At 64.8% G+C, this 22,936-nt stretch carries 21 protein-coding genes; 13 read left to right on the top strand and 8 right to left on the bottom strand.

The genetic code is table 11. The features are described 5' to 3' along the window. Window positions 1–232: 232 nt before the first annotated feature. From XI04_RS33285 to XI04_RS33275, 3 genes are all read left to right on the top strand, one after another. Entirely contained in the window at window positions 233–2,143 is a 1,911-nt protein-coding gene (locus XI04_RS33285; protein WP_038948869.1) for a propionyl-CoA synthetase, read from the top strand. A 116-nt stretch (window positions 2,144–2,259) separates the two neighbouring features. Further along, window positions 2,260–2,529 (top strand): hypothetical protein, encoded by a 270-nt coding sequence (locus XI04_RS33280; RefSeq protein ID WP_038948868.1) that lies wholly within the window; start codon window positions 2,260–2,262, stop codon window positions 2,527–2,529. A 183-nt stretch (window positions 2,530–2,712) separates the two neighbouring features. Continuing rightward, window positions 2,713–3,459 carry an OmpW/AlkL family protein gene (locus XI04_RS33275; RefSeq protein WP_028140702.1) on the top strand — a complete coding sequence of 249 codons (747 nt, stop codon included), beginning with the start codon at window positions 2,713–2,715 and terminating at the stop codon, window positions 3,457–3,459. A 241-nt stretch (window positions 3,460–3,700) separates the two neighbouring features. On the opposite strand, the gene XI04_RS33270 is transcribed toward XI04_RS33275, so the two are convergent. Further along, window positions 3,701–4,396, bottom strand: a complete 696-nt coding sequence (locus XI04_RS33270; RefSeq protein WP_028140701.1) for a DUF1013 domain-containing protein — start codon at window positions 4,394–4,396, stop codon at window positions 3,701–3,703. Between the two features lie 243 nt (window positions 4,397–4,639). Between XI04_RS33270 and ispH the strand changes: the two genes are divergently transcribed. From ispH to rnhA, 3 genes are read left to right on the top strand one after another with little or no spacing between them, the layout of a single operon-like run. Next, window positions 4,640–5,608 carry a 4-hydroxy-3-methylbut-2-enyl diphosphate reductase gene (ispH, locus tag XI04_RS33265; RefSeq protein ID WP_271623889.1) on the top strand — a complete coding sequence of 323 codons (969 nt, stop codon included), beginning with the start codon at window positions 4,640–4,642 and terminating at the stop codon, window positions 5,606–5,608. Between the two features lie 6 nt (window positions 5,609–5,614). Then, window positions 5,615–6,598: a homoserine kinase gene (locus tag XI04_RS33260; RefSeq protein ID WP_271610159.1), complete on the top strand. Its 984-nt coding sequence runs from the start codon at window positions 5,615–5,617 to the stop codon at window positions 6,596–6,598. Further along, window positions 6,595–7,059 (top strand): ribonuclease HI, encoded by a 465-nt coding sequence (gene rnhA / locus XI04_RS33255; protein WP_028140698.1) that lies wholly within the window; start codon window positions 6,595–6,597, stop codon window positions 7,057–7,059. Before XI04_RS33260 ends, rnhA begins: the two co-directional genes overlap by 4 nt. A gap of 179 nt (window positions 7,060–7,238) precedes the next feature. Here the strand turns inward: rnhA and XI04_RS33250 are convergent, their stop codons facing one another. The 6 genes from XI04_RS33250 to XI04_RS33225 form a co-directional block, all read right to left on the bottom strand. Next, window positions 7,239–7,724 (bottom strand): peroxiredoxin, encoded by a 486-nt coding sequence (locus XI04_RS33250; protein ID WP_018321314.1) that lies wholly within the window; start codon window positions 7,722–7,724, stop codon window positions 7,239–7,241. A 108-nt stretch (window positions 7,725–7,832) separates the two neighbouring features. Then, complete coding sequence (locus XI04_RS33245) at window positions 7,833–8,387, bottom strand: DUF924 family protein (protein WP_271610158.1); 555 nt, start codon at window positions 8,385–8,387, stop codon at window positions 7,833–7,835. Window positions 8,388–8,402: 15 nt separating this feature from the next. Further along, entirely contained in the window at window positions 8,403–10,088 is a 1,686-nt protein-coding gene (locus XI04_RS33240; protein ID WP_028140696.1) for a long-chain fatty acid--CoA ligase, read from the bottom strand. Between the two features lie 187 nt (window positions 10,089–10,275). Next, window positions 10,276–11,763 (bottom strand): D-alanyl-D-alanine carboxypeptidase family protein, encoded by a 1,488-nt coding sequence (locus tag XI04_RS33235; RefSeq protein WP_038948863.1) that lies wholly within the window; start codon window positions 11,761–11,763, stop codon window positions 10,276–10,278. A gap of 189 nt (window positions 11,764–11,952) precedes the next feature. Beyond that, window positions 11,953–13,749: a glucan ABC transporter ATP-binding protein/ permease gene (locus tag XI04_RS33230; RefSeq protein WP_097669127.1), complete on the bottom strand. Its 1,797-nt coding sequence runs from the start codon at window positions 13,747–13,749 to the stop codon at window positions 11,953–11,955. Window positions 13,750–13,835: 86 nt separating this feature from the next. Then, window positions 13,836–14,885, bottom strand: coding sequence for an ABC transporter substrate-binding protein (locus XI04_RS33225; RefSeq protein WP_271610157.1), 1,050 nt, complete (start codon window positions 14,883–14,885; stop codon window positions 13,836–13,838). A gap of 230 nt (window positions 14,886–15,115) precedes the next feature. Here XI04_RS33225 and XI04_RS33220 point away from each other — a divergent pair, with 230 nt between their 5' ends. From XI04_RS33220 to XI04_RS33190, 7 genes are all read left to right on the top strand, one after another. Next, window positions 15,116–15,484 carry a hypothetical protein gene (locus tag XI04_RS33220; RefSeq protein WP_028140692.1) on the top strand — a complete coding sequence of 123 codons (369 nt, stop codon included), beginning with the start codon at window positions 15,116–15,118 and terminating at the stop codon, window positions 15,482–15,484. 117 nt (window positions 15,485–15,601) lie between these two features. Next, a complete protein-coding gene (gene hisE, locus XI04_RS33215; protein WP_028140691.1) occupies window positions 15,602–16,006 on the top strand; it encodes a phosphoribosyl-ATP diphosphatase in 405 nt (134 codons plus the stop codon). A 45-nt stretch (window positions 16,007–16,051) separates the two neighbouring features. Beyond that, a complete protein-coding gene (locus XI04_RS33210) occupies window positions 16,052–16,654 on the top strand; it encodes a YqaA family protein (protein ID WP_080670090.1) in 603 nt (200 codons plus the stop codon). A 148-nt stretch (window positions 16,655–16,802) separates the two neighbouring features. Then, on the top strand, window positions 16,803–17,342 hold the full coding sequence (locus tag XI04_RS33205; protein WP_271610156.1) for a hypothetical protein: 540 nt from the start codon (window positions 16,803–16,805) through the stop codon (window positions 17,340–17,342). A 30-nt stretch (window positions 17,343–17,372) separates the two neighbouring features. After that, window positions 17,373–18,773, top strand: a complete 1,401-nt coding sequence (locus XI04_RS33200) for an aspartate ammonia-lyase (RefSeq protein WP_038948858.1) — start codon at window positions 17,373–17,375, stop codon at window positions 18,771–18,773. A gap of 254 nt (window positions 18,774–19,027) precedes the next feature. Continuing rightward, window positions 19,028–19,996, top strand: a complete 969-nt coding sequence (locus XI04_RS33195) for an NAD(P)H-dependent flavin oxidoreductase (protein ID WP_028140687.1) — start codon at window positions 19,028–19,030, stop codon at window positions 19,994–19,996. A 145-nt stretch (window positions 19,997–20,141) separates the two neighbouring features. Continuing rightward, complete coding sequence (locus XI04_RS33190) at window positions 20,142–20,915, top strand: thioesterase family protein (RefSeq protein WP_271610155.1); 774 nt, start codon at window positions 20,142–20,144, stop codon at window positions 20,913–20,915. 341 nt (window positions 20,916–21,256) lie between these two features. Here XI04_RS33190 and XI04_RS33185 read toward each other — a convergent pair whose 3' ends face one another. After that, the gene (locus tag XI04_RS33185; RefSeq protein WP_271623888.1) at window positions 21,257–22,819 is read right to left on the bottom strand and encodes an AMP-binding protein; all 1,563 of its coding nucleotides are present in this window, start codon (window positions 22,817–22,819) and stop codon (window positions 21,257–21,259) included. Window positions 22,820–22,936 lie beyond the last annotated feature (117 nt).

Here is a 22,936-nt window from a genome sequence, read left to right as displayed (position 1 = left end):
CGGCCATGACGATGTGGGTACTGTCGTGCCCCCCTAGCCCATACCCCATATGCGATAGCCCTGCCGCAAGCGGGGAGAGGGAGAAATAACCCATCCTTTTCAGCTTGAACCGCGGCCCGTTCCCGGGAAAATACCTCTCAAACAAGGCCGACACTTGATCCGGGTCATGGCGGGGCGACCGCCGCGCCGCAAGGTTCGAGGTCAGGCCGATAAAGGTAACGGGAGCGCGGGAATGAACATCCAGGGCAAGAGCAGTTATCATGAGGTCCATGCGCGCTCGCTGGCCGATCCCGAAGGCTTCTGGGCCGAGGCCGCGAAAGAGATCGACTGGATCGAGCCGCCGAAGACCATCTTCGACCCCTCGCAAGGGACCTACGGCCGCTGGTTCGCCGGCGGCGTCGTCAATACCTGCTACAACGCGCTCGACCGCCATGTCGAAGGCGGGCGCGCCGACCAGGTCGCGCTGATCCACGATTCGCCGCTCACGGGCAGCGTCACCAAGCTCACCTATGCCGAACTGCTGAACGAGGTGCAGGCGCTTGGCGCCATCATGCAGGATTTCGGCGTCGCCAAGGGCGACCGCGTCATCCTCTATATGCCGATGGTGCCGGAGGCCGTGGTCGCGATGCTCGCCTGCGCGCGGATCGGGGCGGTGCACTCCGTGGTGTTCGGCGGCTTTGCAGCGAAGGAGCTCGCCACCCGCATCGACGACGCGCAGCCGAAACTCATTCTCTCCGCAAGCTGCGGGATCGAGCCCGGCCGCATCGTGCAGTACAAGCCGCTGCTCGACGAGGCGATCAGGCTTGCCGGCAGCAAGCCGAAGGCCTGCATCGTGCTGCAACGCCCGCAGCTCACTTGCGACCTGGCCCCGGGACGGGACTACGATTGGGCGAGCCTGCGCCGCAAGGCGATGAACGACGGCAAGAAGGCGCCCTGCGCGGCTGTTGCCGCGACCGATCCGCTCTACATCCTCTACACCTCGGGCACCACGGGTATCCCGAAGGGCGTCGTGCGCGACAATGGCGGCCATCTCGTCGCGGTGAAATGGTCGATGTTCAACCTCTATGGCGTCAAGCCGGGCGAGGTATGGTGGTGCGGCTCCGACATCGGCTGGGTGGTCGGCCACAGCTACATCGTCTACGGGCCGCTGCTGCACGGCGCGACGACGATCATGTATGAGGGCAAGCCGGTCGGCACGCCCGACGCCGGCGCATTCTGGCGCGTGATCGCCGAGCACAAGGCGGTCGCGTTCTTCACCGCGCCGACCGCGTTCCGTGCGATCCGGAAGGACGATCCGGAAGGAAAGTTCATCCGGCAATACGACCTGTCGAAGTTTCGCACGCTGTTCCTCGCCGGCGAGCGTGCCGATCCGCCGACGGTTGAATGGGCGGAGCAGCAGCTGAAGGTGCCAGTGATCGACCATTGGTGGCAGACCGAGACCGGCTGGTGCATCGCCGGCAACCCGGTCGGGCTCGGCATGCTGCCGGTGAAGCACGGCTCGCCGACGGTGCCGATGCCGGGCTACCAGGTCGACGTGGTCGACGAAGCGGCGAAACCGGTGGCGCCCAACACCATGGGCTCGATCGTCATCAAGCTGCCGATGCCGCCGGGCTGCCTGCCGACCCTGTGGAATCAGGATGCACGCTTCAGGGAGGCTTATCTCAGCGAATTCCCCGGCTATTACAAAACCTCGGATGCCGGCTACAAGGACGAGGACGGCTATGTCTTCGTCATGGGCCGCACCGACGACATCATCAACGTCGCCGGCCATCGGCTCTCCACCGGCGGCATGGAGGAGATCCTGGCCTCGCATCCCGATGTTGCCGAATGTGCCGTGCTCGGCGTCAAGGACGCGATCAAGGGCGAGGTGCCCTGCGGCTTCCTGGTGCTCAAGGCCGGCGTGAAGCGTGCGCCCGCCGAGATCGAGAAGGAGATCGTCGCGCTGGTGCGCGACAAGCTCGGCCCGGTCGCCGCCTTCAAGCTCGCGATCACCGTCGGCCGCCTGCCCAAGACACGCTCCGGCAAGATTCTGCGCGGCACCATCAAGAAGATCGCCGACGGCGAGTCCTGGACCATGCCGGCGACGATCGAGGATCCCAAGACGCTCGACGAGATCGGGGAGGCGCTGAAGGGGCGGGTGTGAGGCGAAGCTGGTCTGTCATTCCGGGTTCGATGCTCGCATCGCCCGGTATGACGGTGTTGCCGACTTACAATCTCCTCATTCCGCGCTAAACAGGGCCGGCCAATAGGGGACCTCGTATGCCATTCGCCGCCGCGCCGCGCCTGCTTGCAGCTGTGCTGCTTGCCATCGCTCTTTCCGCCTGCTCCGCGCGCTACCAGACGCCGGTAGCGGTGGGCGGCGACGATGACGATGCGGTCTGCCTGAGCCGGGGCAATGCGCAGGGATCGCCGGAATACGTGGCCTGCCGCAAGGATCGCGACGTTCAGCGCAACGCCGCCACCGCCCGTGCAGATCGCCGCCAGCGCGACCTCGGCGAATACATGCTGAACCATCCCGAGCGGCCCTGATGTGAGGTGCGGCATTATCCTGCCGCGCCGCATTCGTGATTTCCGTGACAGATCTGCAACGCCGTGGCCAAATCGTGGCTGCGTCTGGCTGAATTGATCGAAGTCAAATCCTTCGGCGCCCCCCTTCTGCTCTGACGCTCATGTCGCGCAACGACGCGCGAGTGAAGGCTGAAGGGGATTGAAATGCAGAGAACGACAAGAAACCTGGCGCGGCTTGCGACGGTTGGCGCGATGCTCGCGGGCACGTTTGCATCGGTGCAGGCTGCCGATTTGCCGGTTTACAAGAAGGCGCCGCCGCCGGTGGAGGCGTTCAATCCGTGGATGGTGCGTCTGCGCGTGCTCGGCGTGTTGCCGGATGCCGGCGGCTCGACCGTCAATGTGGCGGGCGTGCCCTCGCTGTCCTCGCCGAACTCCGGCCTTTCGATCAGCGATCAGGTCGTCCCCGAGCTCGACATCAGCTACTTCTTCACCAAGAACATCGCCGCGGAGCTGATCCTCGGCGTGACCCGGCACTCGATCAGCGGCACCGGCTCGCTCGCGAACCTGCCGATCGGCAAGACCACGCTGCTGCCGCCGACGCTGACGCTGCAATATCACTTCGACCAGTTCGGCGCGTTCAAGCCGTATGTCGGCGCCGGCGTGAACTACACCGTGTTCTTCAACAATTCCGCGGCCAATTCGCCTGCCGCAATCGCCGGTCCGCCCGCGATCGTCGCCACCACCACCAACCTGCATGTCAGCAACGCCTGGGGCGGCGCCGTGCAGTTCGGCTTCGACTACATGATCGACCGGCACTGGGGTCTCAACGTCGACGTCAAGAAGCTCTGGCTGCGTCCGGACTACAGCGCCACCGTCTCCGGCCTGCCGGTCACCGGCACCGCGCATATCGATCCGTGGCTGGTCGGCGCCGGCGTGACGTACAAGTTCTGAGGAGCGCTCGCGTAGAGCAACGAATTCCGCTGTCGTCCCGGCGAACGCCGGGACCCATACCGCGGAAGCTATCGATAGAAAGCGCAGTACCGAACGACGAGTCTTCGCCAAACCTCTCCCTGGGGTTATGGGTCCCCGCGTTCGCGGGGACGACCACCGGGAGAGGGGGAAAAAACAAAAGCGCGGCAGGTTTCCTGCCGCGCTTTTTGCGTTTGAAGCGAACGGAAGAGAGGGAGAGGGACTACTCCTCCTCGTCTTCCTGCTTCTTGCCGCCGAGCGTCTTCAGCTTGGCGAACACGGCGTCGAGGTTGAGGTCGTCGTTCGATCGCTCGGCCGGCTCGAACTCGTCCTTCTTGGTGGTCTCGGAGGCCGGCAGCAGCGTGGCGCCGCCATAGGCTGCGTCGATCGGCTTCTCCTTGGCCGCGCGCGCCACCTCGAAATCGAGCTCGATCTGCGAGCAGAGGCCGAGGGTGACGGGGTCGATCGGGGTCAGCTGGGAGGTGTTCCAGTGGGTGCGGTCCCGCACGCTCGCGATGGTGCTCTTGGTGGTGCCGACCAGGCGCATGATCTGGGCGTCCTTGAGCTCGGCATGGTTGCGCAGCAGCCAGAGGATGGCGCTCGGACGTTCGTGGCGGCGCGAGACCGGGGTGTAGCGCGGGCCCTTGCGCTTGGGCTGGGGCGGCAGCACCACCTTGCTCTCCTGGAGGCGGAGCCGATAATCCGGATTCCTCTCGCCCTTCTCGATCTCCTCGCGGGTCAGCTGGCCGTTGGAGAGGGGATCCATGCCCTTGATGCCCTGGGCAGCATCGCCGTCGGCGATTGCGCGCACCTCGAGGGGATGCATCTTGGTGAAATCGGCGACCTGGTCGAAGGTCAGCGCGGTGTTGTCGAGCAGCCAGACGGCGGTCGCCTTGGGCATCAGAGGTGCGTTGCTCATGGCAAATCTCCTTTGTGCTTCGCCCACCCCTCTGGAGGCGAAACCGGTGGTCATCAGCGATGACTGGGAATTCGCGCTATATAAGCCCGGAGGGGGTAGCCACGCAATGGTTCTGCTATAGATAGTGCCTTGACAGCGCCCGAAAGGGGGCCCAATTCCCTGTAAGCCCGTACCCAAGCCCTATTCCATCCATCGACCGCTTCCCGCCCATTTGGCGAGGTGATTCGGTCCCGAGATCGCTCAATGTCAGCCAAACCAGACCTCAAGATCCTGCTTTGTTCTCCCCGTGGCTTCTGCGCCGGGGTGGTCCGGGCGATCGACACCGTGGAACGGGCGCTCGATAAGTACGGCGCCCCCGTCTATGTTCGCCATGAGATTGTGCACAACAAGTATGTCGTCGACGGGTTGAAGAAGAAGGGCGCCATCTTCGTCGAGGAGCTGGCCGAAATCCCGGAAAACACCAGCGCGCCGGTGGTGTTCTCGGCCCATGGCGTGCCGAAATCGGTTCCGGCCGACGCCCAGTCCCGCAATTTGTTCTCGCTGGATGCGACCTGCCCGCTGGTGACCAAGGTGCACCGCGAGGCCGCGATCCACTTCAAGCGTGGCCGCGAGATCTTCCTGATCGGCCACTCCCATCACCCCGAAGTGGTCGGCACGCTCGGCCAGCTTCCGACCGGCGCCGTGACCCTGATCGAGACCGCCGAGGACGCCAAGACCATCTCCCCGAAGGACCCCAACAACCTCGCCTTCGTGACCCAGACCACGCTGTCGATCGACGACACCGCGGAGATCGTGGCGCTGCTGAAGGAGCGCTTCCCGAACATCAACGGGCCGCACAAGGAAGACATCTGCTACGCCACCACCAACCGCCAGCTCGCGGTGAAGAAGGTGGCGCCGGTGGTCGACGCGCTCATCGTCGTCGGCGCCCCCAATTCGTCGAACTCGCAGCGCCTGCGCGAGGTCGCCGAGCGCGAGGGCTGCGGGATTGCGGTGCTGGCGCAGCGTGCCACCGACATCGACTGGGACAAGTTCGGCAACATCAAGAGCCTCGGCATCACCGCGGGTGCGTCCGCGCCGGAAGTGATCGTCGAGGAGATCATGGACGCCTTCGCCGAGCGCTACACGCTGCATGTGGAGACGGTCTCGGCCGCGGAGGAGAACGAGTTCTTCCCGCTGCCGCGTCAGGTGCGCCCCGAAGCCGCCGCCGAGTAGACCTTTATGGCGGTCTACACCGACGTTGCCGCCGACGAGCTTGCGGATTTCCTGAAGCAATACGAGCTCGGCGAATTGCTCTCCTACAAGGGTATCGCCGAGGGCGTCGAGAATACCAACTTCCTGCTGCATACGACCGAGGGCTCGTTCATCCTCACGCTCTACGAGAAGCGCGTGGCGAAGAACGATTTGCCGTTCTTCCTCGCCCTGATGACGCATCTGGCCGAGCACGGCATCAACTGCCCGCTGCCGGTGAAGGGAAGAGACGGCGAGGCGTTGCGCGAGCTGTCGGGGCGTCCCGCGGCGATCATCACCTTTCTCGAAGGCATGTGGCCGCGCAAGCCGAACGTGGCCCATTGCGCCGGTGTCGGCTGGGCGCTGGCGAAGATGCATCTGGCCGGTGCGAATTTTGCGGTTCGGCGCGCCAATGCGCTGTCGGTCGCGGGCTGGCGGCCCCTGTTCGATGCGGCTTCGAACCGCGCCGACGAGGTGCAGCCGGGCCTGCGCGCTTTCCTGGCGACCGAGCTCGACCATCTCTCGAGCGGGATCTGGCCGGGCGATCTGCCGGAGGGCGTGATCCACGCCGACCTCTTCAACGACAACGTCTTCTTCCTCGGCGACCAGCTCTCGGGGATCATCGACTTCACCTTCGCCTGCAACGACATGCTGGCCTATGATGTCGCGATCTGCCTCAACGCCTGGTGCTTCGAGCCGGATCATTCCTTCAACGTCACCAAGGCGCGCGCCTTCCTCAATGCCTATGGCCGCGTGCGAAAGCTGAGCGAGGCCGAAGAGGCCGCACTGCCGCTGCTGGCGCGGGGTGCTGCGATCCGCTTCCTGCTGACGCGGCTGGTCGACTGGCTCAACGTCCCCGAAGGCGCGCTGGTCAAGCCGAAGGATCCGCTGGAATATGTCCGCAAGCTGCGCTTCCACCAGAGCGTGACGAGCGTACGCGATTATGGGCTGATGCCGTCAGGATTGGTCGCGTGAGCGAGCTTCCCAATGTCACGATCTATACCGATGGCGCCTGCTCGGGAAATCCCGGGCCGGGCGGCTGGGGCGCGATCCTGAAGTTCGGCGACAAGGAAAAAGAGCTGAACGGCGGCGAGCGCCACACCACCAACAACCAGATGGAGCTGATGGCGGCGATCTCGGCGCTCGAAGCGCTGAAGAAGCCGTGCACGGTCGATCTCTACACCGACAGCCAGTATGTCCGGCAGGGCATCACCGGCTGGATTCATGGCTGGAAGCGCAACGGCTGGCGCACCGCCGACAAGAAGCCGGTGAAGAATGTCGAGCTATGGCAGCGCCTCGATGCCGCGCTGAAGGCGCACGAGGTCCGCTGGCATTGGGTCAAAGGCCATGCCGGGCATCCAGAGAACGAGCGTGCCGATCAGCTGGCGCGGGACGGGATCGTGAAGGCTAGGTTGCAGCAGAGGCTGGCGGAGTAGGGGGCTGCCGGCGCTCCACTCACTGCCGTCATCCCGGCGAAAGCCGGGATCCATACCCACCGGGTCGAGTTTGGCGAAGACTCGTGGTGACCAGCTCGCTCCGCTACTCCACCCTGAGAGTATGGGTCCCGGCGTTCGCCGGGACGACACCGAGTGATTGGCTGAAGGCGGTGGCCGCCTTACAGCTGCCCAAGCAGCGTATCCCCGCCGGAGACCTCGACCTTGCCGGGCATCGCCTCGAGGTTCAGCTTCTTCACCACGCCGTCCTCGACCAGCATCGAATAACGCTTGGAGCGGATGCCGAGGCCGTTGGCGGAGGCGTCCAGCTCCATGCCGATCGCCTTGGTGAAATCGGCATTGCCGTCGGCGAGAAAGATAGCCTCGTCGCGCTGGTCGGTGTCGCGCTTCCAGGCGTTCATGACGAAGGCGTCGTTGACGGACACGATGGCGATGCTATCGACGCCCTTGTCCTTCAGGGCATAGGCGTTGAGGAAGATGCTCGGCAGATGCATCTTGTGGCAGGTGCCGGTATAGGCGCCGGGCACCGCGAACAGCGCCACCTTCTTGCCCTTGAAGATATCGTCGGTGGTCTTCACCTGCGGGCCTTCCGCCGTCATCACGCGGAATTTCGCCTCGGGCAGCTTGTCGCCAGTCTGGATCGCCATTGTCGGTCTCCCTGAATATCGATCCCGCTTATTAGACCGTGCCGCGGGCCTGCACAATATTGCTGGCGGGCGAAGCGGTGAGGGTGGGGCCCCTTCACCGTGATGTCATCAACCGGCGAAGCCGCCCTTGTCGAGGAAGGCCTGCTCTTCCTCGGTGCTGTCGCGGCCGAGCAGGTGGTTGCGGTGGGGAAACCGGCCGAACCGCTGGATGATGTCGGCGTGCTCCCGGGCGTATTTCAGGTTTTCAGCATTCTCGGTGTTCTGAAACAGCGCGACGCAATGCAGCTGGTCGGGCAGGTGCTCCGAATGCATGAAGGGCAAATAAAGGAATTCGAGCAGGACCGGATCGACCCTGGCATCGACACCGCGATCGATCGCCCGGCGGGCGACGTCGCGCGCCAGCGCATCGCTGGCAAAGGCCTGGGGCGTGCCGCGGAACATGTTGCGGGGGAATTGGTCGAGCACGATGACCAGCGCGAGTGCGCCGTCGTCGCTGCCTTCCCATGATGCCAGGTCGCCGGCGATCGCCTCCTGCCACAAAGCAAGAAAGCGGCGCCTGACTTCCGCGTCGAAAGCGTCGCTGCGCTCGTACCAGCGCTCGCGGCCGGCCTCGCGCCAGAAGGCGAGAATGCCCGATGGCGTGATATCGCCGACCGCGGTCATGAATCGGCGACGCGCTTACGCCGCCTGAGCCTTCTTCTCGTCGCGCAGCTCGCGTCGCAGGATCTTGCCGACATTGGTCTTGGGCAGGTCGCTCCGGAATTCGATGTGCTTGGGCACCTTGTAGCCGGTGAGCTGCTCGTGACAGAATTTGATCACCGCCTCAGCGGTGAGGTTCTGATCCTTCTTCACCACGAAAGCCTTCACCGCTTCGCCCGACTTGGAATCGGGGATGCCGATCACGGCGCATTCGAGCACGCCCGGATGACTCGCGATCACTTCCTCGATCTCGTTCGGATAGACGTTGAAGCCCGAGACCAGGATCATGTCCTTCTTGCGGTCGACGATCTTGGTGTAGCCCTTCTCGTCCATGATGCCGATGTCGCCGGTGCGGAAATAGCCGTCCGCGGTCATCACCTTGGCGGTCTCCTCGGGCCTGTTCCAGTAGCCCGACATCACCTGCGGACCCTTGGCGCAGATCTCGCCCGCCTGGCCGAGCGGCACCTCGTTGCCGTCGTCGTCGCGGATCGAGATGTAGGTCGATGGCACGGGAATGCCGATCGTTCCGGTGAACTCGGTTGCCGTTGCCGGATTGCAGGTCAGCGTCGGCGAAGTCTCCGACAGGCCGTAGCCCTCGGCGATGAAGCAGCCGGTGATCGCCTTCCATTGATCGGCCACGGGGCGCTGCACCGCCATGCCGCCGCCGTTGGAGATCTTCAGCTTGGAGAAGTCGAGCTTCTTGAAATCAGGGTGGTGCATCAGGCCGTTGTAGAGCGTGTTCACGGCCGGGAAGCTGTTGACCTGGTATTTCGCCAGCTCCTTGACGAAGCCGGCGATGTCGCGCGGGTTGGGGATCAGGAGATTGCAGCCGCCGGCGCGCACCGCGAGCAGGTAGCAGGCCGTCAGCGCGAAGATGTGATAGAGCGGCAGCGCGCAGACGATCATGAGCTGGTCGACATGCGGCGGCGCGGCGAGCGCCGGCTGGAGCCAGGCGTCGTTCTGCAGGACGTTGGCGACGATGTTGCGGTGGAGCAGGGTGGCGCCCTTGGAGACGCCGGTGGTGCCGCCGGTATATTGCAGGAAGGCGACGTCGCCCGGCGAGAGTTTTGGCTTGTTGAAGGTCATGCCGCGGCCGGCCGACAGCGCATCGTTGAAGGAGATCGAGCCCGGCAGCGACCATGCCGGTACCATCTTCTTGACGCGGCGGACGACGAGATTGACGATCACGCCCTTGAAGCCGAGCAGGTCGCCCATGCTGCCGACGATCACGTGCTTGACCTGCGTCCTGGCGATCACCTGCTCGACGGTGTGGGCGAAGTTCTCCAGCACGATGATGGCTTCGGCGCCGGAATCCTTGAGCTGGTGCTCGAGCTCGCGCGGGGTGTAGAGCGGATTGACATTGACCACCGCGAAACCGGCGCGCAGCGCGGCGGCGGTCGCGATCGGATATTGCAGCACGTTCGGCATCATGATGGCGATGCGGGCGCCGCGCTGCAGCCCGCGGCCCTGCAAATAGGCGGCGAGCGCGACCGACATCTGGTCGAGGTCGCGATAGCTGATGGACTTGTCCATGCAGATGAACGCCTTGCGGTCGGCGAACTTGGTGAAGCTCTCTTCGAGAAGATCGACCAGCGATGCGTATTGGGTCGGCTCGATATCGGCGGGCACGCCGGGCGGATATTGCTTGAGCCAGATGCGCTCCATGGAAAACTCCCCTCATCTACCAGAGCCCGCTGTGTCTCGGGCTTGCCTCATTGCTGCCAGTATCGAGCCTGCCGGAACGGGTGGCAAGTCGTCGAGGCTTAAGACATCGGTCAGGGAGTGGCTACCGGAATCGTCGAGTTACCGCGCTGCCGCAGGTGCGAAGCGCGGGGCCCGGCTCGGCGCGCCGTTAACTGTTGTTGGCCGGCTTGGCGGCGGGCTTTGTCGCGGCCTTGGGCTTGGCGGGCTTCGGATCGCTGCTAGCCGCGGGCTTCTCGGCGGGTTTTGCCGCCGCGTCGTGCTTGGCGGCAGCATGCTTGGGCGCCGCAGGCTTCGCCGCGGTCTTCGCGTCGCTCTTATCGTTGCCCTTGGCCTCAGCCGGCTTGGCGACAGGCTTCACGGCCGCTGTCTTGGTGTCCTTGGCGGCGTCCTTGCCCGCGTCTTTCGGCTTGTCGGCCGCGTCAGGCTTCTTGGCCACGCGCGACTTCTTGCCACGCGGCTTTGACGCGGCCTGCTGGTCGGCATCGGCCGCGACCGCCGCGATCAGGGCGGTGCCGGTGCGGGTCGGGCCGGTATAGACCAGCACGGGCTCGGCCGCCGCGGGAGCCGAGGCCATCAGCTCGGAGGCCTTCATCAGGGGCGGCTGGAGGCCGGCGGTGAAGAAGGTCACCTGGGCTTCGCCGCCGGTGGCCGAGGCCGATCCGCTGGTGCCGCCATTGGCCGCAATCAGCGCATCGTCGTCGTCGCTGGCCGGCCGCTTGCGATGGCCGCCGCACATCTCGTCGCGCAGGTTCGGCGGCGAGGCATCGACCGGCACGAGGTTATCGACCGTGCCGAGCGAGGGGCGCAGCCACGTCAGATTGTCCTGGCTGAAGCCGCGCTCCAGCAGTTGCGCCGCCTTCACCGCGCGCGCGGTGCCGGAATTGGCGCCGAGCACCACCGCGATCAGCCGGCGCCCGTTGCGGGTGGCCGAGGCGACGAGGTTGTAGCCGGAGGCGCAGATGAAGCCGGTCTTGAAACCGTCGGCGCCGGGATAGCGGCCGATCAGCTTGTTGAAATTGCCGGTGGTGCGCTTGCCGAAGCGGATCGCCGGGATGTGCACGAAGTATTCGTATTCCGGCAGGTCGCGCAGGAACGAGCGCGCGAGGATGCCGAGGTCGCGCGCCGACGTGATCTGGCCGTCGGCGGGCAGGCCGTTCGGATTGACGTAGCTGGTCTGCGTCATGCCGAGCTTCTTCGCGGTATCGTTCATCATCGCGGAGAAACCGTCGATCGAACCGCCGACGCCTTCGGCGAGCACCACGGCCATGTCGTTCGCCGACTTGACCATCATCATCTTCAGCGCGTTGTCGACGGTGAGCTGCGTTCCCGGACGGAACCCCATCTTCGAGGGCGACTGCGAGGCCGCCGTCGGCGATACCGTGAGCAGCGTGTCGAGCGTCAGCCTGCCGTCCTTGACCGCCCTCAACGTCACATAGGCTGTCATGATCTTGGTGACGGAGGCCGGATACCAGGGAATGGTCGCGTTATCGGCCTGCAACACCTTACCGGTGTCGGCCTCGATCAGCAGCAGCGCTTCGGCGCTCGCCCCGCGCGGCGCGAGCAGCGCGGCACATGCGAGCGTGGCAGCGAACAGGTTGAACAGCGATTTGCGAAGCAGCGGGCGTAGGGCGTGCACTATCCGATTCCGGTCCTTGGAGACCCGCCTGATACGGGCGGTGCTCGTGATCTGATTGTCGGTTCTGAAATCCAGCGCCGCCGCTTGCGGCGCCGCAAACCTATACCGGCTGGTGCGTCGAGAACAGGGGCATGAGTGGGGTATTCCGCAATGAAATAGGCCGAATTTCGACGATCCTGTGGGGACTTGCTACGGGGATTTGGCAGCAGTCGCAGCAGCCTCTGCGGCTGTCACACTGGCCCGTGTGGTCTCGTGAACCATGAACTGGGCCCTGGCGAGCTCGGCGAAATGGCCGCTCTTGGCCACGAGTTCGTCGAAAGTTCCACTTTCGATCACCCGTCCGTTCTCGAACACCAGGATCCGCGTGGCGTTGCGGATGGTGGAGAGCCGGTGCGCGATCACGAAGGTGGTGCGGCCCTTCATCACTTCGTCGAGAGCGGCATTCACCTTGGCCTCGGTGAGGGCGTCGAGCGCGGAGGTAGCCTCGTCCAGAATCAGGATCGGGGGATCCTTCAGCAGCGCGCGGGCGATCGACAGCCGCTGCCGTTCGCCGCCGGAGAGCATGCGGCCGCGCTCGCCGGCGTTGGTCTCGAAGCCACCGCTGCGCTCGATGAAATCGAGCGCCTGGGCACGCTCGGCCGCCTTGCGCATCTCGGCCTCGGTCGCGTCCGGCTTGCCGACGCGCAGATTCTCCTCGATCGAGCGGTTGAACAGCAGCGCCTCCTGGAACACGACGCCGATATTCCGGCGCAGCGAGGTCAGCGTGACGCCGCGCACGTCCATGCCGTCGATCTTGATGAAGCCGGATTGCGGGTCGAAGGCGCGGTGCAGGAGCGCGATCGCGGTGGATTTGCCAGCGCCGGTCGGACCGACCAGCGCGATGGTCTGGCCGGGCAGCGCGGTGAAGGTGAGGTCCTCGATCGCCGGCCGCTTGCCGTCGTAGGAAAAGGTGACGTCGTTGAACTCGACGAGGCCGGACAGCCTGCCGGCGTCGATCGCGTCGGGCCGGTCGTGCACTGCGGGCACGGCGTCGAGCACATTGAAGAATTCGCGCAGGCGAGGCGCTTCCATGAACACGTTGTTGATGAAGCTCACCACCTGCTCGAGCTTCTGGATCAGCAGCGTCGCAAAGCTCACGAACATCACGATCTCGCCGACCGAGGTCAGCCCCTGGTCGTGCAGCGCGATGCCGAGCGTGAAGATCGCGAGCACGGTGATGGTGGTGGAGGCGCGCGTGATGACGGTGACGAGCGCCCACCATGACAGCACCGGCATCTGCGCGGCCAGCAACTCGTCGGCGACGGAGCGCAGTCCCTTCACCTCGGATTCGACGCGCACGAAGCTCTGAACCAGCGCGACATTGCCGAGTGCATCGGAGGCGCGCGCGGACAGCTCGCTATATTGCTCCTCGACCGCCATCTGCATGCCGAAGGTCTTGCGCACCACGAAGGTCGTCAGTGCGGTGAAGACGATGCAGAGCACGAACAGCAGGATCGCGAGCCGCCAGTTCAGGTAGAGCGACAGCGGCAGCAGCACAACGACCGAGAGGATCGCGGCAAAGTGCTCGCGGAAGAAGCCGAGCCACAGCCGCCACAAGGCGTCGGTGCCGTTGAGCATCACCTTCATCAGCCGGCCCGAATGGGTGCCGGAATGGAAGGTCAGCGGCAATTGCAGGATGTGCTCGAAATAATCGGTCAGCACCGCCTGGCGCTGGCGGTGCGAGAGCCGGTCGGCCTGCAAGGCCACGAGCGCGCTGCAGAGAATAGTGAACAGCCCGAACGCGACCCAGGCTACCAGGAACGGCCAGGCCGAGCTCGACCCGGCCACCGTCTTGCCCGACAGCACGTCGACGATCCGCCCGAACAGTACGGGCTCGGCGAATTGCGAGGCAGCGAGCAGGAGGTTGGCGACCGCGAGCAGCCAGCCCAGCCGCGCCTCCTTGCCGAGCAGCTCGAGAACACGTGTGTAGAGACGGAGGATGGGCATGCGGGCTAACGAACTCGAGCGGGTAACGGAGCCCGTATTTTAAGCAGGGATCGCGCGGGAGATATAGCGGAAGCTGTCAGTTTTGCTCAGTTGATCAGCCGCCCCGCCACCGGCGGCAGGTACCGGTCGTCGAAGATGTCGCCCGCCGTGGGCCGTTTGCGGAATTTGAAGTCCTGCGCGATCTGGTCGATCGAGCGCTCCAGGCGCGCGGGCTCGACGCCGCCGAGGCCGTTGCGCTTGACCTCGTCGGTCAGGATGTTGTCGACGAGGACGGTGCGCAGGCGCTCCAGCTCCAGGTCGCGGTCGCCGTCGTCGATGCGGCCAGCGGCCTCGTCCGCCGCACGTGCCGGCTCCTTGATGGTCGCATTGATGCCGGCGATCAAGGCGCGGACGAAGCCCTTCACGGCGTCCGGCTTCGCCGCGGCGAAGGCGGGATTGACCACCACGGCGAAGCCATAGGCCTCGCAGCCATAGTCGGCATAACGCAGCACGACGAGATCGGCTCCGGGCACGCCGCGGTCGCGCAGGTTCACCGCGGAGAGATAGTTGAAGCCTGCGACGGCATCGACCTGCCCTGCGGACAGGATCGGCTCGCGGACCGCAGCGCCAATCTTGTGGAATCTGACGCGCGATGCCTTGATGCCGTTCTGCTGCGCCAGCGCCGGCCACAGCCGCATCGACAGGTCGCCGTCGGCAACGCCGACGGTCTTGCCGTCGAGATCGGGCAAGAGATGGATGCCGCGGCTCCTGCGCGCGACGATCGCGTAGGGCGCGCGGTTGAACAGCACGAACACCGCCTTGACCGGCGCCGAGTCCTCCTTGTCGCGAAGGCGGATCAGCTCGTTGATGTCGATCAGCGCAAGCTCGCTGTCGCCCTTGGCGACGCGTGCGAGCGCCTCCGGCGAGCCGGCTGCGCTGTTGAAGGACACGTTGAGACGTTCGGCGCTGAACCTGCCGTCCTTCGCCGCAAGGAAGAACGGCGCCATGCTCGCGTCGAGCGGGCGGTCGAAGGTGAAATGGATCGCAACGGACGGCGCAGCGGTCTCGGCCGCACTGACATCGCGTGCAACGAGCGTTGCAAGCGAGATCGAGAGAGCCAGCAGGCAACGCAGGGCGGTCGTCTTGAATCCTGACATCGATTGCGCCGGGTTCCGCATTGTTATGGTTTCGTGACGCTTTACGGCAGCCGGCTGCGGCCAGTCTCTCCGCGCCAACATGAACGGCAGATGAGCGGCGGTTGCGGCACGATTACGCAACCCCGTTCAGCTTGTGTTGGGGTTGGGGAACCCAACTTAGGCTGTGCGGGTTTGAAAGGCATGAGCCTGTCCGCAGGCGTCCATTCCAGGTCCCAAGGAGGGCCCAAGACATGTTCGAGCGATTCTCCAAGTTTGCGGGCCGAAAGGCCGTTCTTGCCACCGCGGCGGTGTTGGCGCTGACCGCGCTTGCCCCGACCGCATCCTATGCAGGCGGCCGTCACTGGCATGGTGGCGGAGGCGGCGCGGCCGCAGCTGCGGCTTTCGCGGCCATCGGCACCGGTCTTGCCATCGCCGCGACCCGTGACTCCTATGCCTATGACTACGGTCCGGGCTATGGCTATTACGGCGGTCCCGCCTATTACAGCGGCCCTTCCTACGGGCCCTATTATGGTCCAGGCCCGAACTTCCAATATCAGCGCTACGGCGGCACCGCTCCGTCCGAGTTCTGCGGCCAAGGTTACTACCAGAACTGCTACTAGCTCTGGCAGCTGGAGTTGACCATGACAGGCCGTCGCGCTTGCCGCGCCGGCCTGTTTTCTGCTTTTATTGCCGCGCGTTAACACGCTCGCCATTTGTTTAGAGTAGTTTTGAGTACCATGAGTGATTCGCTTGAGCGGCTATATCTGGCTGTGCTCGCGGCCAGGGATCTTGATCCGGCAACATCGCGTACGGCCCGGCTGTTTCAGCGCGGGCCCTCGAAAATGGCAAAGAAGCTCGCCGAAGAGGCCATCGAGGTCGTGATCGATGCCGTCAATGGCGATACCGACGCCGTGATCCGGGAAAGCGCCGATCTCCTGTACAATCTCACCGTGCTCTGGGCCTCTGCGGGCGTGCGCCCCGAGGACGTCTGGCGCGAGATGACGCGGCGGGAAGACATGCTCGGCATTGCCGAGAAGCTGCCGAAATCGTCGATGAAGCTGCCCAAGGTCGCGTCACCGCGCGTGGCTGCCAGGCGGCCAATTGTCGCGCTCGAGGGGCGTGCCGCGCGCAAGCGCCACTAGAAACGTCATAATTCGCCTCAATCTCGGCATGGACAAATCCGTCCCATGGTGCTTCATCGCGGCGCCATGCTGAAACGTATCTACGACTGGTGCATCGACGCCGCTCACAAGCCCTACGCGCTCTGGATCATGGGAGCGGTGTCTTTCGCCGAAAGCTCCTTCTTTCCGGTGCCGCCGGATGTGATGCTGATTCCGATGTCGCTGGCGCGCCCGCAGCGCGCCTGGCTCTACGCGGCCGTCTGCACCATCACCTCGGTGCTCGGCGGCATCCTGGGCTACGCCATCGGCGCGCTGCTGTTCGACTCGGTCGGTCATTGGCTGATCCAGGTCTACGGCCTCGGCGACAAGGTCGACGCCTTCCGTGCCTCCTATGCGGAGTGGGGCGCGGTGATCATCCTGCTCAAGGGTTTGACGCCGATCCCCTACAAGCTCGTCACCATCACCTCGGGCTTTGCCGGCTACAACATTCTGTTGTTCACCATCTGCTCGATCGTCGCGCGCGGCGGACGCTTCTTCATCGTCGCCATCCTGCTCAACCGCTATGGCGATTGGATCCGGGTCCAGATCGAGAAGCATCTCGGTCTCGTGGTGGCGGTCGGTGCTGCCGTGCTGGTGCTCGGCTTCGTGGTGGCGATCAAGTTGATCTAGAGCATGATCCGGATCCGAAGGGCCGCGTCAGCGCAAGGTGTGAAGCGGTTTTCCCTCGCGACAAACGCGGAACGCGTTTGCGCGGAGATCATGCTCACTTGGTAACCCGCGCTTTGCCGCCGGGCCGGGTTCGGCTACGGTTGCCGTCATGATGGTTCGATCCGGCAATCCGGCCTTGCGGCTCGGGACGCTGATATCAGCAGTGCTGCTGGTCCTGCTCGGTGCCGCCGGGACCGGATGGCCGCAATCCGCTCCGCCGGTGCTTGGCTTGCAGGAGCAGGGGCCGAAGGCCGCGCCTCAGCCGTCGACGCCCGCTCCATCGGCGCCGCCGGCGGTAGCGGAAAATCCCGGGCTGATCAATGAAATGGGCAAGCTGTTCGACAAGCTGCCCTCGATCCTGCCGCCGATCAAAAGCCCGAGCGAGACCATGAACGATCTGTCGCGGCTGGCGAAGCCTTCGACCATGGTGTCGGGCCGGGTGGCCTGTCCGCCCTCGTCCAACGGCGCGCCCGATTGCAAGCAGGCCGCCGACCAGCTCTGCCAGAGCAAGGGCTACAAGGACGGCAAGAGCCTGAATGCCGACTCCGCGGAAAAATGCTCGGCCAAGGTCCTGATTCCCGGCAGGGCTCGCAAGCCGGACGACTGCCGCACCGACACTTTCGTGACCAGCGCGCTGTGCCAGAACTAGAGGACGTCGCGCGAGCAACAAGGAGCGCCCATGAGCCGTACGGAGCAGGACTTCCTCGGACAGCGTGAGATCGCCGACGACATCTATTACGGCGTCCAGACCATCCGGGGTAAGGAGAACTTCCACATCACCGGCATTCCGATGAACCAGGAGCCTTACTTCGTGAAGGCGCTCGGTTACGTCAAGAAGGCCGCCGCCATGGCCAATCGGGATCTCGGCGCGATCGAGGCCAAGGTCGCGGACGCGATCATCCTCGGCTGCGACCGCGTGATCGCCGGCGACATGATGGACCAGTTCGTCACCGACTTCATCCAGGGCGGCGCCGGCACCTCCACCAACATGAACGCCAACGAGGTGATCGCGAACCTCGCGCTGGAATCGCTCGGCTTCGGCAAGGGCGACTATCAGCACGTCAGCCCCAACGATCACGTCAATTACGGCCAGTCGACCAACGACACCTATCCGACCGCCTTTCGCCTCGCGCTGATCCTGCGGCTCGAGAGCTACATGACCGCGCTGCGTCAGCTCCAGGAAGCGTTCTTCGCCAAGGGTCGCGAGTTCGATCGTGTCCTGAAGATGGGCCGCACGCATCTGCAGGATGCCGTGCCGATGTCGCTCGGGGCCGAATTCCGGGGCTGGGGCACCACGATCGGCGAGGAGGTCGACCGCATCTCGGAAGCGCGTGCGCTGCTGCGCGAGATCAATCTCGGCGCCACCGCGATCGGAACCTCCGTCACGGCTGCGGTCGGCTATCCCAAGCTCGCGGTCCGGCACCTCAGCGCGCTGACCGGCGTCGACTTCATTCTCGCCGGCGACCTCGTCGAGGCGACCTCCGACACCGGCGCCTATGTGCAGCTCTCGGGCGTGTTGAAGCGCACCGCGAGCAAGCTGACCAAGATCTGCAACGACATCCGTCTGCTCGCCTCCGGCCCGCGTGCCGGCTTCAACGAGATCAACCTGCCGCAGCTGCAGCCGGGCTCCTCGATCATGCCGGGCAAGGTCAATCCCGTGATCCCCGAGGTCGTCAACCAGACCAGCTTCCTCGTCATCGGCCTCGACACCACGGTGACGCTGGCCGCCAGCGCCGGCCAGCTCCAGCTCAACGTGATGGAGCCGGTGATCTCGTTCGCGCTGTTCTTCTCGATCCGCACCATGGAGCGCGCGGTCAACAGCCTGCGCGAGAATTGCGTCGTCGGCATCACTGCCAACGAGGAGCACACCCGCAACATGGTGCTCAACTCGCTCGGCATCGTCACCGTGCTGAAGCCGCTGCTCGGCTACAAGCAATGCGCCGAGATCGCGCGCGAGGGCTACAAGAGCGGCAAGTCGCTGCACCAGATCGTGGTGGCCGAACGCAAGCTGCTGACGCAAGAGAAGTGGGACGAGATGTTCTCGTTCGAGCGGCTGATCAATCCGGATCTGCTGGGGTAGGCGGTCGCTGTCATTCCGTGGCGCGCGTAGCGCGAGCCCGAAATCCATCTCGCTACGCGCATTGATGCCCGATGAATTCCGGGTTCGACGCTGACGCGTCGCCCTGGAATGACGAGGAAAGAATTCCGCATCTTGGAATAGTGTCGCGGGGTGCCGCCTACGGCGCCAAAACGCAATACTTGACAGTGGAAAGATTGCCTTGTTGGTATGGCGGTCAACCTTCCATTGACCTGCCAACAGAGGATCGTCCTGCAATGTCCATGCCTGCCTTGTTCAAAGGACGCCTGTCGATCCCCGTGATCGGCTCGCCGCTCTTCATCATCTCGGTGCCCGATCTCGTGATCGCGCAGTGCAAGGCAGGTGTGGTCGGCTCGTTTCCGTCACTGAACGCGCGGCCGCCGGAGCTGCTCGACGAATGGCTGGCGCGCATCACCGAGGAGCTCGCGGCCTATGACCGCGCGCATCCCGACAAGCCCTCGGCGCCGTTCGCGGTCAACCAGATCGTGCACAAGTCGAACAACCGTCTCGACCACGACATGCAGCTCTGCGCCAAGTACAAGGTGCCGATGATCATCTCCTCGCTCGGCGCACGCGAGGAGCTGAACCAGGCCGTGCACAGCTGGGGCGGCATCGTCTTCCACGACGTGATCAACCAGAAATTCGCCCACAAGGCGATCGAGAAGGGCGCCGATGGCCTGATCCTGGTCGCGGCCGGTGCCGGCGGCCATGCCGGCACCATTTCGCCGCTGGCCTTCGTCGCCGAGACGCGAAAATGGTTCGACGGCCCGATCGCGCTGTCGGGTGCGATCGGCAACGGCAAGGCGATCCGCGCCGCACGCATCTTAGGGGCCGACTTCGCCTATATCGGCTCGGCCTTCATCGCGACCAAGGAAGCCAATGCGGTGGAGAAGTACAAGGAGATGATCGCGGGCTCGACCGCCGACGACATCGTCTATTCCAACCTCTTCACCGGCGTGCACGGCAATTATCTGAAACCCTCGATCCTCGCCGCCGGCATGGATCCGGAAAATCTGCCGACCTCCGATCCCTCCAAGATGAATTTCGGCACCGACGCTTCCGGCGAGCGCGCCAAGCCGAAGGCCTGGAAGGAAATCTGGGGCTCGGGCCAGGGCATCGGCAGCGTAGAGAAGGTTATGCCTGCCGCCGAGTTGATCGCGCGCTTCAAGAAGGAATACGACGAGGCGATCGATCCGCCGTTGTAGTTTCTCGTGTCCGGGACGCGGTGCAGTGCGTAGCATTGCTCCGCAGAGCCGGGACCCATCGCCGCAAGGCACGGACCCCGGATCAGCAGCGCACCGCTACGCGCTGCGCAGCGTCCGGGGAACGTCAACCAAGACTGATTAAAACATGCCCCCCATCTACCGTGTCGACGGCGACAGCGTCGTCACCAGTCCGGATGCCGCCGGTCCCTGGGATCGGCGCATGCAGCACGGCTCGGCGCCGGCCTCGCTGGTGACATGGGCGGCCGAACGCATTCCGACGCCTGCTCCGATGGATATCGCGCGCGTCACCATCGATCTGATGCGGCCCGTTCCGGTCGCGCCGCTGACGATCGTGACTGACGTCTTGCGTGAGGGCCGCAAGATCCAGCTCTGCGAAATCAAGCTGCTCGCCGACGGTTTGCAGGTCGTCGGCGCCACCGTGCTCAAGATCAGGCGCCAGGCGCTGTCGTTGCCCGCCGACGTCAAGGCGGTGCCGGTGACGCTGCCCATGCCGGAGGACGCGCTGGTCGAGGACGGTCACGCCGCCACCAGCCCGTTCGTGCGTTCGGTCTCGATGCGCGCCGCGCGTGGCCGCTTCGGCCAGGCCGGCGCCGGCGCGATCTGGTTTCGCGTCGATCATCCGCTCATCGAGGGCGAAGCGATCTCGCAGGCCATGCGCGCCGTGGTCGCCGCCGATTTTTCCAACGGCACCGCCTCGACGCTCGATTTTCGCGCCTGGACCTACATCAACGCCGACCTCACCGTGAATTTCTCGCGCCAGCCCATTGGCGATTGGATCCTGCTCGACGGCGACTCCTGGATCGGACCCGACGGCGCGGGGCTCGCAATGTCGCGGCTGGCGGACCGGCAAGGCTATTTCGGCCGCGCGGTGCAGAGCCTGGTGATCGAGAAGCGGTGAGCGTGACGGCCTTTGCTGCTGTCGCTCTGTGAGCCGATTGAACGGCAGGCTTCCGCCGCCGCGGAAGGGATGCTTGGTCGTGTGCGACGAGGCATCCTGCCAGTTCACATTCCGTAGAAGATCTTGATCTCCCACAGCACCACGACGATAGCCGTGATCAAGGTGACCGCGGCGACTGCACTTTCCAGGGAAGCGACTCTCATTGCTTACTCCGCTTCCCAGCCCCGTCAGCGGTCTAGGTGATTCCCCGATTCGCCTGCAATCGGGCGGCCATTGCCGGCGCATACTCCGTTGCTCGTTGTGGTGCCGGGGCCACAATCATACCGTAAAATCCCGGGGTTTTACCCCACCATCCGGTCCCGCCCGCTCCAGAACCCCGCACGCAATACCTTCTTGTCGACCTTGCCGACACCGGTCATCGGCAGCTGCTTCACGAACTGGATCTGCTTGGGCGCATGCGCCGAGCCTTTTCGCGTCTTCACGAGGTTGATCAGCTCGTCCGGATCAGGCCTTGCGCCCTCGCGCGGCACGACGATGGCGGTGACGGCCTCGCCCCATTTCTCGTCGGGAATGCCGACGACCGCGACCATGGCGACATCGGCGTGCTGCGACAGCACGTCCTCGACCTCGCGCGGAAAGATGTTGAAGCCCCCGGAGACGATCATGTCCTTCTTGCGGTCGAGGATGAACATGTAGCCGCGCTCGTCCTTGCGCGCGATGTCGCCGGTGTGGACCCAGCCGTTCTTCAGCGTCTCGGCGGTGATGTCGGGCCGCTTCCAGTATTCCGCCATCACGTGCGGGGCGCGCACGCAGATCTCGCCGGCCTCGCCGGTCTTCACCTCCTGGTCGTTGTCGTCGAGGATCTTGACCTCGCAGGCTGCGATCGGGAAGCCGCAGGACAGGAACAGCTCGGGTGCCTTAAGATCGTGGTCGGCTTTGCGCAGCACCGAGACCGGGTAGCATTCGGTCTGGCCATAGAGCTGCGAGAACACCGGCCCGATCCGCTCGATGCCCCCGACCAGCCGGTTCGGCGACATCGCCGACGCCCCGTAGAGCACCAGCTCGAGCGAGGACAGGTCGGTCTTATCAAGCGAGGGATGATCGAGCAGCACGTAGATCATGGTCGGCACGAACAGCGTGAAGTTGATGCGCTCGCGCGCGATCGTGGTCAGCACGGCCTCGGGATCGAATCCCTTCAGCATGTGCACGGTGCCGCCGCGCATCAAGGTCGGCAGCACTTTCGTGCCCGCGACATGGCTGATCGGGGCGACCGTGAGGTAGCGGGCGGCGTCGGGGATCTCGAAATCGGCGAGGATCGCAGCGGCGGCTCCGGCGTTCTCGCGGTGATAGCGCAGCGCGCCCTTGGATTTGCCGGTGGTGCCGCCGGTGTAGTTCAGCGTGGAGAGATCGTCGAGACCGGCGAGGCACCGCGCGCTGGCGTGTCCCGCGCTCTCGATCGCCGCCAGCAGATCGACACCGTAACCGGCCGGCCCCGTGGTGAAGACCGCCTTCAGCCGGGTTGCCCTCGCGGAGAGCTCGCCGCCGCGGTCGCGGAAGGCGGCTGCGTCGACCACCAGCATCACGGCCTCGGAATCCTCGAGTTGGAACAGCTGGTCCTCCAGCGATCCTAGCGGATGCAGCCAGGTGATGCAGAGCCGCGACAATTGCGCAGCGACACCGGCGCACCAGCTGTCGGCGCGGTTCGCGGTGAGGAAGGCGACGCGCGCGCCCGCCTGCAGGCCAAGCCGCATGAACACGCCCTGGATGCGTCCGATCAGGTCGAGAGTGCCCTGATAGCTCAGCGATCCCTCGGGCCAGGCGAACGCTGTGCGGCCGGGATAGCGCGACAGCGCCCGTAGCGTCTGCGCACAAGTCGGGGACGATGCGTGGAGCGGATCGGACATATGTTTCCTCGTTGCTTTGTCACCGGCTTCTGGCGTGCCAATGTTGCCGATGACGCTAGCACAGAGACTGCGGGAGGAAACGACAAAGCCCGCACCGGGAGGCAAGCGTGACGAGGA

The organism is Bradyrhizobium sp. CCBAU 11430, from assembly GCF_028128855.1.
Classification (GTDB): Bacteria; Pseudomonadota; Alphaproteobacteria; order Rhizobiales; family Xanthobacteraceae; genus Bradyrhizobium; species Bradyrhizobium ottawaense.
Note: the sequence above shows the minus strand (reverse complement) of the source record. Positions and strands in the feature narration are given on the sequence as shown.